The following is a 14,061-nucleotide window of genomic DNA, read 5'->3' on the forward strand; positions in this document are numbered from 1 at the left end:
GCGGGGGTCGTGTTGATGCGCTTGGAAGATGCGAACTCGGGTACGCAGATGCCGGGCGGCGACACGCCGAACAAAGCGTGGGCGCGAGCGCTTGCCCTCACCGCACCTATTGCGCAGAACCCAACGACAACCCTGCCGATTCGCGTCAGTGAGATGGCGGAAACGTGGGGCGAGAGGGTGGCGCTCATCGGCGAGGACGAGACGCTGAGCTATCGCGGGCTTGCCGAGCGCTCGAATCGGTATACACGCTGGGCTCTGGAGCACCGCATTTCGCGGGGCGACGTCGTCTGCCTCGTTATGCACAATTGTCCTGAGTATCTCGCGGCGTGGCTTGGTATCACTCGCACCGGTGCGATCGCGGCCCTCATCAACACGAATCTCGTCGGCGAATCGCTGGCGCACGCGATTCGCGTGGCGTCCTCGAAGGGCATTGTCGTGAGCGCGGAGCTCGCGCCGCTGGTCGCGGCGATTCGAAGCTCGATAGATGCTTCGTTACCCTGCTGGGTTCAGGGCGGCTCGATGGATGGCATGGTGAACATCGACGAGTCGCTACGGCGACACACGGCCGCGGCGGTCACTGCTGGCGAATGTGCGCTTCCGTCGACGCGTGATCGAGCGCTGTACATCTACACGTCCGGGACAACAGGACTACCAAAAGCGGCCGTAGTCAGTCATCACCGCGTACTGCAGTGGAGCTACTGGTTTGCCGGTCTGCTCGACACGAGGGAGCATGACAGGATGTACAACTGCCTCCCGATGTATCACAGCGTCGGAGGCGTCGTGGCTCTTGGCTCGACCTTGGTGAGCGGTGGCTCGGTCGTGCTTCGACGAAGGTTCTCGGCGCGAGCCTTCTGGGACGACATCGTGGGCACCGAGTGCACGCTGTTTCAATACATCGGTGAGCTCTGCCGATTCCTGCTCAATTCGCCGCCGCACCCGCGCGAACGCGCGCACCGGATACGGATTGCCTGCGGCAACGGGTTGCGAGGGGACATCTGGGCGTCGTTTCAATCGCGATTCGACATTCCCAGAATCCTGGAGTTCTACGCGGCCACCGAGGCGAACTTCTCGTTATACAATTGCGAAGGACGGCCGGGAGCCATTGGCAGAATTCCGCCCTTTCTGGCGCACCGCTTCCCAATCGCGCTGGTTGCGTTCGACTTCGAGACCGGTGAACCGCTGCGCGACGAGCATGGGCGCTGCCGCGCCTGCCGCGTTGACGAAGTCGGCGAAGCGCTAGGCAAGATCGCAAGCGACGGATCTTCGCCGGAGGCGCAGTTCCATGGCTATACAGATCCGACGGCCTCCGAACGCAAGATCCTGCGTAACGTCCTCGTCCCAGGGGATGCGTGGTTCAGAAGCGGCGATCTGATGCGACGCGATGCAGCAGGATTCTATCACTTTGTCGACCGTGTCGGAGAGACGTTTCGGTGGAAAGGCGAGAACGTTTCGACTGGTGAGATCGCGGACGCCATCGGCGCGTGGCCTGAAGTCAAGGAAGCGGTGGTCTTCGGCGTCGCGGTGCCAGGTTATGATGGTCGGGCCGGCATGGTCGCGCTCGTCGTCGATGCCGACCTCGATGTCAGCGGTTTTCGTGCACACCTAACGGCTCGCTTGGCCGAATACGCACGTCCCGTGTTCGTCCGCATCCTCCGCGAGATCGAGACGACCGGCACGTTCAAACCAAGAAAACTGGACCTCGCGCGGGTCGGCTTCGATCCGAGTATGACGGCGGATCCATTGTTCGTGAACGACCGCGAAAGCAACAAGTTCATTCGACTCGACGGCGCGGTGTTCGAGCGAATTCGGACTGGCCAGTTCCGCTTGTGAGCCGCCCGTTCGAGCGCGCGCCTAGCGTTTCAATTTCAGAGAACCGATCGATGACGACCGACCAGCCAACCTGCATTGTTCACAAATTCGGCGGCACCAGTGTGGCCGACGCGCATTGCTTCCGACAGGTCGCGAGAATCGTCGAGCAACGACCGGAGCACCGACGGCTGATCGTTGTTTCCGCGATGGCGGGGATAACGGATCAGCTGGTTCGTGCCGTTCATGTCGCGGGAAAGCGGGATCTGGGATACCGAGAGATCATGGCCGCGGTGGGGGCGCGCCATCGGAAAATAATCGCCGAGCTGTTGGCAGCCGACGTTGCGGGCGAACTCTGCGAGACGCTCACGCGCGACCTGGCAATTATCGAAGAAGTGCTTCACGTGACAACCGTCCTGCACGGCTATTCGCGCAACGGCCTCGAGCTCGTGTCGGGGTATGGCGAAGTCTGGTCCGCGCAGATTCTCGCGGCGCTGCTTCGGCAGGAGCACAGTGACGTCGATTGGTTGGATGCGAGAGATGTCCTCACGGTGAGTCGCACCGATAGCGGCGCGGACGTCATGTGGCCCGAGTCGCGCGCGCGGACCGACGCGTGGGTCGCGACGCGTGGCAGTCTTCCGAAAACACTCGTCATTACGGGATTTGTCGCCTCGACGGAGGAAGGGCTGGCGGCGACACTCGGTCGCAATGGGAGCGACTTCAGCGCTTCGATCTTCGGCACGCTCTTCGACGCACAGGAAATTCACATCTGGACTGACGTCGATGGCGTGATGAGCGCCAATCCACGCCTCGTCGCGGAGGCGGTGACGCTTGACACGCTGACCTACGAGGAGGCCATCGAGCTCGCCTACTTCGGAGCAAAGGTGATTCACCCGAGCACGATTGCTACGGCAGTTGAGCGGAATCTTCCGATCTTCATTCGGAACACCTTCAATCCGCAGCATCCGGGGACGCGCATTCAGGCGTCCTCCGGGTCCACGCATCAAGTGAAGGGACTCGCGACCATCGAGTCCGTCGCGCTCGTCAACGTCGAAGGCATCGGTATGATCGGAGTGCGCGGCATCGCGCAACGACTCTTCGGCGCGCTCCGCGATGAGAATGTTTCCATTCTCATGATCTCGCAGGGAAGTTCTGGTAATTCGATCTGCTTTGGCGTCACTGATGCGCAAGCGGAACAGGCGCGGAACGTCGTCGAGCGTGCATTTTTCGCGGAGCGAATGCACGGGCAGATTCGCCGCATCGACGTCACGACGGGCTGTAGCGTGCTCGCCGTCGTGGGGGAGGGAATGGCCGGCAAGCCTGGCGTCGCGGCGAAGTTTTTCAGCGCGCTCGGGAAGGCGGGAATCAGTCTGCGCGCCATCGCGCAGGGCTCCTCCGAGCGGAACATCTCCGTCGCTGTCGCCGCCGCCGACACACAACGCGCCTTGAGGGCAGCGCACGCTGGTTTTTACCTCTCTAAACAGACCATCTCGATTGGTCTGGTCGGGGCTGGTAACATCGGCAGCACGTTGCTCCGCCAACTGTCACAGCGGCTGCGTGGCCTCAAGCAGGATTTCGACATCGACTTGCGTGTCCGCGCGATCGCAAGCTCGGAGAAGATGCTGCTGTCGGACCAGGCCATTGACCTCGACCAGTGGCGCGCTGAGTTGAGCGCGCGGGGTGAGAAAACCGATCTGACGCGTTTGGCCGCGCACGTGTATGACGACCAACTGCCGCACGCTGCGATTATCGACTGCACCGCAAGCCAGTCCGTGGCGGAGCTCTACGGCACCTGGCTCGAGCGCGGCATTCACGTCATCACGCCTAACAAGCGCGCCAATACCAGCGCGTTGAGCTACTATCGCCGGTTGCGTGAGGCAAATCGGACCGTTGGCGCCCACTATCTCTATGAGACGACGGTCGGCGCGGCACTGCCAATCATCCAAACACTGCGCGACCTCGTTCAGACTGGCGACGAAATCGTCGAGATCGAGGGCATTCTCTCCGGGACCCTCTCGTACTTATTCAACAGCTTCGACGGCAAGCGCTCGTTCTCGTCTTTGGTCAAGGCGGCGCGCGAGCTTGGCTATACCGAGCCAGATCCCCGCGACGATCTCTCCGGCGCTGACGTCGCGCGAAAGATCATCATTCTTGCCCGCGAAATCGGAATGACAGTCGAACTTGCAGACGTTGATTTGAAGGGCCTCGTCCCCGAGGAGCTCACGCAGGGTCCCGTCTCGGAATTCTTGTCGGCACTGCCGAAATATGACGAGCACATGGAACAACTTCGGCGCGAAGCGGAGGCCAAGGGTGAAGTGTTACGCTACGTCGGCCGCGTCGGGCGAGACGGGAAGGCAAGCGTCGCTCTCGCGACCTACGCCGCCACGCATCCTTTTGGCCGAATTCAACTCACCGACAACATCGTTCTCTTCCGAACGAGTCGTTACAACGAAAACCCGCTCGTCGTGCAAGGGCCGGGAGCTGGGCCTGAGGTCACTGCAGCAGGAGTGTTCTCGGATCTTCTTCGTCTCGCGTCCTATCTCGGCGCGTCGCTCTGATCGGACGTGATTGCCTGCGCGCGGCCAGTCGACAGCGTGTCACGTAGTGTGCCGTCCGTTCAACGCCCCGGAGCGATCGGCAACGGGATTGAGCGGGACTGCAGCCGTGGGGAATTCGAAGACGCTGCCCTCGCCGATGACCGCGTTCGGCCGGCGACATGCGTCGCGACGCGCAAGGCATTGGCCGCGATTGTCAATCCAGTGTTGACGGCGCCGGGGGTCGTTAGGGCGCTCGCGTCCACGATGTAGAGGCCGTCCACGTCGTGAGCCTGGCACGTTGGATCAACAACAGAAGTCGCAGGATCGATTCCCATTCTCGCTGTGCCGACACCGTGCCAGCGTGTATCGTACGCTCCGGGCGCGAACACCGGGTAGCCCGCGGCGCGAAGGAGGCGCTTCGCATGGCGCCGAATGTGCGCGAAGGTCTTGACGTTCTGCTTCGGAGGGTTCATTAGCGTCGCGCCACTGTCGGACAGATGAAAACCGGTGTCCGGAGCGGGGACTCCCTCTGTCATGATAAACATCTGAAGGCTATTGCGCAGCAACGCCGCTGCGAATGGGCGATAGCGGCGCGACATGCCTAACGGCTCGATGTAGCCAGCCGCCTGTATGACGCCGGTCGGATACGGCCAATCCGGTGCCGACTCATAGAATGAGTGAATTGCAAACGTCTTCTGATGAAAGGGACGTCGTTGCACGCCTCGCTGCAGAGCAAAGATCCACCCTTGCGTGTGAGCGGTAAAGTTGCGCCCGAGGGTGCCGGACCCGTTTGCTAATCCGTTCGGATGATGGTCATCGCGAGATCGCCAGAGCAGGACCGGTGTCCCCATCACGCCGCACGCGATCGCGACGATTGGCGCATGAATCGTGAACTCCTCACCGCCGCGCTTCACGCGAACTCCGACTGCGCGCGTGCCGTTGCGCGACGTCAGAATCCGCTGACAGCTCGTGGCGTGTAGGACATTCACCAGCCCTGTGCCGATCGCGGGCCGCAGCGCGCCAATCTCGGCGTCTACCTTCGCGTCGCGCGGGCAGAAGTATGCATCGCAGTGCTGGCAGAGAACGCACGCTCCGCCTCGTACTGGATCGTAGTCGAGCGCTCGCGGTATGTGAGAGACCTGCACACCGGCTCGCGATCTCAGACGCTCGACCAGCTCGCACACAGAACCCTGGTGAGGAATTGGGTCGTGTGGCCACGGCGTTGATCGCGGAGGTTCGGTTGGGTCATTCTCACTCGAACCGTGCACTTTGTAGAGACGCTCGGCAGTGGCGTAGTACGGCTCGAGATCGCCATAGCTTATTGGCCAACCGGGCGAAATCCCAGCCTCCATCACCGTCGGCCGGAAGTCGATCTCTCGCAGCCGATACATGGATGCGCCGTAGAACTTGGTCAAACCACCGATATAGGGTTTATCGCCGAACTTGTAGACATGGACCGGTGAGAGGTCCTTCGCCGTGTGCCGAATCGGCTCACCTTCATCGACCACTACAACGGTGAAGTCATGTCGGGAGAGCTCGTACGCGAATGAACTTCCGCCGAGACCTGTACCAACAACGACGGCATCGCAGCTCAGATCTTTATTAGTGGACACAGATTCAAAGAAATCGATTCAGCGGGCACGCCTGTCATCCGCCACCGTGATCTTTTCGCGGAGGCAACTCCGGCATAACAAGTTTCTTGCCGTGCCGAATTACCATCGTGTCTCGTGGCGCCGCACTCGGATAGCACCGATTCTGGTCGCGCTGCCCGCAGCGATTATGTCTTGCCGTCACTCCGATTCGTGGCGTGGACGCCACAGTCTGCGGCAAGTCGGTATGCTCCAAACGGGCCCTGCGTGCGCTAACCCGCACCGCCACATCGAATAAGCAGGTCCGAGCAGCCCCGCTTCGAAGAGTGAAGGCGTTGGCCGCCGACCTGCATTCAGGCGCAGCGAACTTTGGCATCGCAGCCCCTCTACAAACTCTTCCATCAATGCTCAAATGATCATCACCCGGAGTGCCGCGCGATGACCATCCGGGTTAGTCGTTTTACCGGTAACGGTGCCGATTGGGATCGCTTCGTTCGAAGTCAGCCGCACTGGACGCAGTTTCACTTGTACGGCTGGCGCTCTGTGCTCGAGCGCGTCTTCGATCACGAGTGCATCTATCTCGAAGCCCGTGACTCGACCGAGGCGCTGGTGGGCGTGCTGCCACTCGTTCGGGTGCGGAGCGTCGTGTTCGGGCATTACTTGGTCTCAATGCCCTTCGTGAACTATGGTGGCCCTCTCGGGAGCGAAGCGGCGGTTCGCGCGCTCTGCGATGAGAGCGCACAGCTTGCCGAGCGAGACGGCGTACGGCTCCTCGAGCTTCGGAGCCGAGTTCCGCTCTCGACGGATCTCGCAGCATCGCATCGCAAAATCACGGTGCTTCTCGATCTGCCGTCGTCGGAGGAAGCTCTCTGGAGCAGCTTCGACGCGAACGTCCGAAGACGGGTCCGCCGGGCGCAGAAGGAGGGCATCGAGGTGCGTGTTGGACTCGACCAGCTCGAAGCTTTCTACAAGGTGTTCGCGGTGCACATGAGAGATCTCGGCACGCCCACCCAATCGCTTGAGTTCTTTCGAGCCATCGCGGAGCAGTTTCCGAACGACGTGCGCTTCGCCTGTGCGTATCTCGGTGACCTACCAATTGCTTGCATATGCGGCTTCCGCTGGGGAACCGAGTTCGAAGTCACCTGGGCATCCGCGCTTCGATCGCACAAGCATCTCGCGGCGAACATGCTGGTGTACTGGTCCCTCATGCAGCAAGCGATCTCGGAGAATGCCCGCACCTTCAACTTTGGTCGGTCCACCCCAGGGAGCGGCCAGCATCGTTTCAAACTGCAGTGGGGAGCGGCGCGGGATGAAACGCTCTGGTGGTATCAGCGATCGGACACGCGCGACCTGAGTACGCCCTCGCCAGATCAGAGTCGTTATGCGCTGGCGACTCGAATCTGGCGTCGGCTGCCGGTGGCGATCACCAATCGCCTCGGCCCTTCGATCGTGCAGTATATCCCGTGATTCGTCGTTGGCAGCCACGCGAAGGATCCAGCCGGTGATCTCACCGCTCGCGACCTCGGCCACGCCAGAGAAGCAGTTCGGCGTATCGAGCCGCGCCAATGTTCTCCATCTCATTGCGCCCGGCGAAGTCGGCGGAGCCGAATCCGTCGTGCGGTTGCTGGCGAGCCGCCAACGATCGTTAGGTGCCCGGGTGGGCGTTGCCGCGATCGTACAGTCGGAGAGCGGAGCGGCGGATTTGCTCAAGGCGTTGGAGGATGCCGGGGTCGAAACGCATCGAGTACGCGTGGGGGGACGGGATTACCGGCGCGAACGGAAGGCGATCGCGGCGCTGTGTAACGAGACTGCACCCGACATCGTGCACTCACACGGCTATCGCGCGGATGTTGTCGACAGCATGCATGTGCGCCGTGACGTGCCGATCGTGACGACGGTTCATGGCTTCACCGGCGGCGACCAGCGGAATCGTCTCTACCAGTGGCTCCAGTGTCTGTCGTATCGACGATTCGATGCCGTGGTTGCGGTTTCGGAACCATTGCGCGGCCAGCTCGCTCGGCGAATCGGTTCGAGCCACCTGCATCTTCTACCGAACGCCTACTCACCCGACGAGGCAATCCTATCGCGCGCTTCAGCGCGTGCCGCGCTCGGCGTACCTAACGATGACTTCCTCGTTGGATGGGTCGGACGTCTGTCACGAGAGAAAGGGCCCGACGTGCTGCTCGATGCGCTCGCGCATGCCGAGATGCCCACGGGAATGCGCGCGATATTCCTGGGTGACGGCCCCCTCTCGACGACGCTTCGCGAACGTGCAGCTCACCTGGGTCTCGGACAACGCATCTCGTGGACGGGCAGCGTTCCGAATGCCGGCCGGCTGCTGTCGGCGTTTGACGTCTTCGTGCTCAGCAGTCGAACGGAAGGGACACCGATGGTTATTCTCGAGGCCATGGCTGCCGAAGTCCCGATCATCGCCACGCGCGTCGGTGGAGTCCCGGACGTTCTCGCGGCCGGTACCGCGCTTCTGGTATCACCGGACTCGCCATCGGAACTCGGGAAGGCAATTCGCGCGGTGCTCACGGATCGCGGTGCCGCGATGAGTCGAGCTCGCGCAGCGCGGCGGCGTCTGGACGCGGAGTATCGCGCAGACGTGTGGGCCGACCGATATGAAAACATCTATCAACATGCACGCGCCCGCGCGGCGCAACGGCTATCATGACGATTCTCGCCCTGGCGTTCGTGCTCGCGGCACCTGCTCTCTTCCTCTACGCGTATGTGGTCTATCCCGCGCTGCTGTGGCTCGCGGGTTTGACCGTTAGGCTCGACCGTGAGATTGCCGAGATGGAGTGGCCGACCGTTACCGTCACGCTCCCCGTGTACAACGAGGAACGGAACATTCGCAACAAGCTCGAGGAGTTGCTGCAACTCGATTATCCAGCTGAGAGGCTCCAGATTCTGGTCATCTCTGACGCGTCGACCGACGACACCGACCGGATTGTCGGTGAATATGCGGCGCGCGACGTTGAGCTGCTGCGACTTGCAACCCGTCGTGGCAAGACCGCGGCGGAGAATGCGGCGGGACGAGCCGCTCGCGGAACGATCATTGTCAACAACGACGCGACCGTTCGCATACCGGCTCACGCCCTCAAGGAACTCGTTAGGGTCTTTGTCGATCCGACGATCGGAGTGGCGTCTGGTCGTGACGTTAGCGTCGGCGTCGGAACGAGCGAGTCGAATCGCGGTGAATCGCAATACGTCGGATATGAGATGTGGTTGCGTTCGCTCGAAACACGCCTGGGCTCCATTGTCGGCGCTAGCGGCTGCTTTTATGGCATACGTTCCGCGATCTACAACTCGAGCTTTCCCGAGGAGCTGAGCAGAGACTTCGCTTCGGCGCTGATGGCGCGCGCGCACGGTCTACGCGCGGTGTCGGTCGCCGATGCCGTGTGTTACGTCCCTCGCGCTGCGGCCTTGGGCACAGAATTCCGTCGCAAGGTGCGGACGATGGCACGTGGGTTAGAGACGCTCTGGCAATGGCGAAGTATGCTGAATCCGTTCCAGCATGGCGTGTTCGCGTTCATGCTACTGAGTCACAAGCTATGCCGATGGCTCACGTATCTACTCGTGCCGTTCGCCTTCATCGGTCTTGCGATGCTTTCCCTGAGCTCCGCGCCCGGCGCAATTCTCTTGGGTGTCGCGATCCTCGGGGTCGTCATTGCAGCTATCGTCTGGCGTCGGGCCCAACGAGCCGTGCGAGTGAATCGCGTCGAGGCGTTCTTCGCCTTTTCACTTGCCTCCGTGTGCGCGGGCTTCCTTGCATGGGTAAAGGTGCTTCGGCGACAGCAAAGCGCCATCTGGGAGCCGACGCGGCGACCAGCATGAACTAAGTTGCACAAGCGCTCGCCTAACGATGAGTCGTTGCGTCTGACTGTCGCGCGCTCGCCACAAACGCAGCCCCGCACGTAGGATTTCGCCTCACCCCCTGGGGCGGGGCGACGTAACCGCCTGATTGCAAAGGTTTTCCCAGGTGGACGCCGAGTGTGCCGCCATTGGCGGCGAGGCGTCGCAATTGCATGCGGGTGCGCTGGAAATCCCGGTGCGTGTGAGATTCACTCCGAAAAGCTCACCTGCCGTCGCGCTGATTGGACCGTGAGGGATAGCAAGAACCAGCTGCTCAGGGGACGCTCGGAATGAGTGGGTTCGCGGGAATCGCTCGGAGTTCGGCGCGACCGATCGCGCTAGAGACGCTGCGGGGGATGGCGAACGCCATTTGCCATCGAGGGCCCGACGATTCGGACACGTATCTCGGAAGACGTGTTGGGATAGCGCACGTAGGGCTACGCACCATTCGTATCGAGAGCGCCGGACAAATACTGTCTACCGCAGATCGAAGCATTGTTGTCGCTAGCACCGGCGACATCCACAACTATCGCGAACTCCGCCGAGAGCTAGAAGGCGCCGGCTATCGCTTCCGCACAGCGAGTAGCTCCGAGTTGGTCATTCACGCCTACCGACGTTGGGGTGAGGCGATGATGGAGCGACTGAACGGACAAATGGCGCTTGTCCTTCACGATCAGCACAACGACGTGCTGCTCCTGGCGCGCGACCGGTTTGGCGTCCGTCCGCTGTTTATCTCGATCGTCAATGGCGATCTCTATTTCGGCTCGGAAGTAAAGGCGCTCTTCGCATCGGGCGAGGTAGCAGCGAGACCTGATTTGCGGGGATTGGATGAGGTCTTCAGTCTCTGGGCGACTCGCGCTCCCCGAACGGTATTTCGCGATGTGCGCCAGATCGAGCCGGGTTGCTGCTGTACTTGGTCCGATGGTCGGTTACGTGAGAGACGCTACTACGATCCCCGTTATCGCGAGAGCACCATCGAGCCGTCCGGGGCGATTGAGACGCTCGACGAGTTGATGAGAAGCTCTGTTTCTCAGTGTATGAGAACCGACGCGTCGGTGGGTGGATACCTCAGCGGAGGTCTCGATTCGTCGATCACGTGTGCACTGGCTGCCCGCGAGACACCCGGAACGTTTCGTACGTTCTCCGTCTCTTTCGATGACGCGCGGTTTGACGAAAGCGAGCAGCAACAAGAGGTCGCATCACGCCTCTCGACGGAGCACCTCGACATTCGCGTGAGGCCGAACGACGTCGCTGAGGTTTTCCCCGATGTCGTATGGCACGCTGAAACGCCACTCGTACAGACGGCACCCGCTCCCATGTTCCTGCTCGCCCGCGCAGCGCGGGACGCAGGCGTTAAAGTCGTACTGACCGGCGAGGGTGCCGACGAGCTCTTTCTCGGCTACGACGTGTTCAAAGAGACGATGGTTCGGCTGTTCTGTTTGCGACAGCCGCATTCTCGCATTCGCCCAAGGCTGTTCGACAGGCTGTACTCGTATCTGGAGGGAACCGCACAAGCTGGCGAATTCTGGCGACGATTCTTCCTCAACGCTGGCTCGCTGGATGACGCTCTGTTCTCGCATGCTCCGCGGTTTCTCATCGCGGCACGGATCAAAGACTTTTATTCAGCGGAGAGCCGTCTCCTGCTTGCGGGCAGTGATCCGCTGGCTGAGTTGCGGCAGTCGCTGCCGGATTCGTTTGGAAACTGGTCGCCCGAGAATCGCGCCGCTTATCTCGAGCTCACCACAGTACTCCCGTCAATTCTCCTGAGCTCGGTGGGCGACCGAATGTCTATGGCGCATGGTGTCGAACGGCGGTTGCCGTTTCTCGATCATCGCGTATTCGAATTTGCGGCTGCGCTCCCGTCGTCCAGCAAGCTTCGCGGACTTCGCGACAAGGAGATTCTGCGGCGGTGGGCCTCACAGTTCCTCGGTAAGGAGACGGCGAGCCGACCGAAACAACCATATCGCTCGCCGGATGCCGTCTCGTTCTTTCAGGGCGACACGGCAGAGTATGTGCGCGAGCTGCTCAGTCCCGGGGCAATCCGCCGCACGGGCATCTTCGACGCGAACGCGGTCGCTGGGCTGTGGCGGCGCTGTCTATCAGGCCGCGTGATCAGAACGGCAGAGAACCAGGCGCTTGTCGCCATTCTCTCGACACAGCTGTGGCATCGGTCGTTCATCGAACAATCAATCGCCGGAAGGCAGCCGCGGGACGCAAGTTCGACTCGAAGTCTCGCCTTCATTTCCTGACCCAACTCACGACTGTCTCGACTGCCATGTCCCAGCACGAAATCATCGCACGCGTGCGCGAGTACGTCGTAGAGAATTTCCTCTACACCCGCCAGGACTACGAATTCCTCGACACCGATTCGCTCCTCGAACACGGAATTTTCGATTCGCTCGGCGTATTGGAGTTGGTGATGTTTGTTCAAACCGAGTTCCGAGTGTTGGTGAATGACGACGAGATCACAGAGGCGAATCTCGGATCGCTGACGTCGATCGGGCGCTTTGTCCAACGAAAACGGTTCGAGCACTTGGCTGCCTAGCGTTGCGAGCCGCCTCGACAAGATGCCGCCGGGACTGGAAGGGCAGTCCCTCTCGAACATCTGTTTGCCTCGCGATTCATGATCGCAGGAGCACGTTAGTATCGTCTCATAATTCCGACGAATTGTGGCACCGGTGCGGCAGATTTCCGAGAGCGCCAGAAGAGGCGCCGAGAGGCATCTACAGGCGGACCAATGACTTCGCGCAATTGTCCGCCTATGCACAGCTCCTGCTGATACGCACGTGCGCGGTCGATGCGGACTTTGCGCTCTGAACCCGCGTTCCAGCTCCGTTGCACTCGCATAGCCACATAAATGTCCGCACCGAATCGCCGATCTCGGCCACCACTGGTACTCATCGCCAACGATCAAGAGTGGTCGGCTCGATCAATCGAGAGCGTGTTGGGTCCGCGCGGCTACGCAGCGCTACGGGTAGCGACCTCGCAACGAACGCTGGAGCTCGCGCGGATCGCACAGCCAGATGCGATCATCCTGGACATGGCACTGCCCGATGTTGGCGGACGAGTGGTGTGTGAGCAACTCCGACAAGATCCACACATTGCTGTCAATGTGCCGATCATTCTCACGACGTCCGCAGTAGCGAGTCGGAGTGAGCGGCTCGATGCCTACGCCGCTGGTGCGTGGGAGCTTTGTGCGGAGCCATTCGACGTCGAGGTGCTCCTGCTCAAGCTCGACGCCTTCGTCCAGGCGAAGCTTGCGGCAGATCGCATTCGCGAGGAGACACTGGTCGACGAAGAAACGGGTCTCTACAATGCGCGAGGTCTCGCGCGCCGAGCTCGCGAGATCGGCGGCGAAGCGATTCGACGCAGTGACGCGCTGGCGTGCGTGGCGTTCAGTGCGGTCGGAGAGGGCGATTCGACCGAAGCACTCGACGCTGATCGAGAGATTGCCGAAACGGTCAGCCGCATTTGCCAGTGCAGTGCCCGTCTTTCGGACGCCGTGGGCCGCATCGGGCCGAACGAGTATGCGATCGTCGCGCCGGGAGCGACCGAGGATGGCGCCGAGCGCATCATCGCTCGGCTGCGCGATTCTCTGGAGTCTGTTCCGGTTCGGATTCACGAACACGAACGTCGGTTTCGGCTCGCGGCGTCCGTGGCGGCGGTGACCAATCTTGCCGAGTCAGCAGTCGACGCGATGGAGCTGCTGTATCGCGCGACGACGTCCCTGCGCCAGGTGAGAGCTGACACTCAAACGACGAGCAGCGAAACGGCCGTTAGGCACTGAGGCTTTTCGAGACTTCAGTAATCGCCGTCGGCGCGCCGCTCGATCCGACGTGCTCGTCCCGGCAGATCGTGCCGCCGCGCCCGAATCATTCGGGCATGATGACGTGCGCAACCCGGCGCGTCGTGCTCCCATGCAAATCTTAGTGTGCTCGAATCGTGACGCGTTTCCGCGAAAAAGTGAGCGGGAGCAAATCCGAGTCCATCGACACGTCTTGAAGAGACAGCAACTTGACTTTGGATCGCCGTGGGATGTGTTGCACGCAAGCAACAGAACTTGGGGAGTAGAGCCCTCGATTTAGTCAAGGGGCCGAAAAAGATTGATACGCGCGCGCAACATGTGATGTTGCAGCCCATCGTTTTCGTGCTTGACAGGTCGTCCCAATAGCCTTAGAAAGTGGGTGCTTGTGATCTGTCTCACGTCGGCGCCGCTCTTCCCCAGCGCAGTAAGGCTGTCCCTCGAGATCGCCAACGAAATGCATACGGCT

The 14,061-nt window shown here is 61.3% G+C and carries 9 protein-coding genes; 8 read left to right on the top strand and 1 reads right to left on the bottom strand.

What is annotated here, in order from left to right:
- Window positions 1-15 precede the first annotated feature (15 nt).
- Both VGH98_25600 and thrA read left to right on the top strand, forming a co-directional pair.
- Window positions 16-1,830 carry a long-chain-acyl-CoA synthetase gene (locus VGH98_25600; GenBank protein HEY2379382.1) on the top strand — a complete coding sequence of 605 codons (1,815 nt, stop codon included), beginning with the start codon at window positions 16-18 and terminating at the stop codon, window positions 1,828-1,830.
- 50 nt (window positions 1,831-1,880) lie between these two features.
- Window positions 1,881-4,364 (top strand): bifunctional aspartate kinase/homoserine dehydrogenase I, encoded by a 2,484-nt coding sequence (gene thrA / locus VGH98_25605; GenBank protein HEY2379383.1) that lies wholly within the window; start codon window positions 1,881-1,883, stop codon window positions 4,362-4,364.
- Between the two features lie 59 nt (window positions 4,365-4,423).
- Here thrA and VGH98_25610 read toward each other — a convergent pair whose 3' ends face one another.
- On the bottom strand, window positions 4,424-5,956 hold the full coding sequence (locus VGH98_25610; GenBank protein ID HEY2379384.1) for a GMC family oxidoreductase: 1,533 nt from the start codon (window positions 5,954-5,956) through the stop codon (window positions 4,424-4,426).
- A gap of 414 nt (window positions 5,957-6,370) precedes the next feature.
- Here VGH98_25610 and VGH98_25615 point away from each other — a divergent pair, with 414 nt between their 5' ends.
- The 6 genes from VGH98_25615 to VGH98_25640 all read left to right on the top strand — a co-directional run bounded on the left by VGH98_25615 (window position 6,371) and on the right by VGH98_25640 (window position 13,577).
- The gene (locus tag VGH98_25615; GenBank protein ID HEY2379385.1) at window positions 6,371-7,399 is read left to right on the top strand and encodes a FemAB family XrtA/PEP-CTERM system-associated protein; all 1,029 of its coding nucleotides are present in this window, start codon (window positions 6,371-6,373) and stop codon (window positions 7,397-7,399) included.
- Between the two features lie 34 nt (window positions 7,400-7,433).
- Window positions 7,434-8,609, top strand: a complete 1,176-nt coding sequence (locus VGH98_25620; protein HEY2379386.1) for a glycosyltransferase — start codon at window positions 7,434-7,436, stop codon at window positions 8,607-8,609.
- A complete protein-coding gene (locus VGH98_25625) occupies window positions 8,606-9,772 on the top strand; it encodes a glycosyltransferase (protein ID HEY2379387.1) in 1,167 nt (388 codons plus the stop codon). The genes VGH98_25620 and VGH98_25625 overlap by 4 nt, the downstream gene beginning before the upstream one ends.
- Before the next feature lie 308 nt (window positions 9,773-10,080).
- On the top strand, window positions 10,081-12,039 hold the full coding sequence (gene asnB / locus VGH98_25630) for an asparagine synthase (glutamine-hydrolyzing) (GenBank protein ID HEY2379388.1): 1,959 nt from the start codon (window positions 10,081-10,083) through the stop codon (window positions 12,037-12,039).
- Between the two features lie 26 nt (window positions 12,040-12,065).
- Window positions 12,066-12,335 carry an acyl carrier protein gene (locus tag VGH98_25635; GenBank protein HEY2379389.1) on the top strand — a complete coding sequence of 90 codons (270 nt, stop codon included), beginning with the start codon at window positions 12,066-12,068 and terminating at the stop codon, window positions 12,333-12,335.
- A gap of 312 nt (window positions 12,336-12,647) precedes the next feature.
- The gene (locus VGH98_25640; protein ID HEY2379390.1) at window positions 12,648-13,577 is read left to right on the top strand and encodes a response regulator; all 930 of its coding nucleotides are present in this window, start codon (window positions 12,648-12,650) and stop codon (window positions 13,575-13,577) included.
- The last annotated feature ends 484 nt before the right edge of the window (window positions 13,578-14,061 follow it).

It is taken from the genome of Gemmatimonadaceae bacterium, assembly GCA_036496605.1.
Lineage (GTDB): Bacteria > Gemmatimonadota > Gemmatimonadetes > Gemmatimonadales > Gemmatimonadaceae > AG2.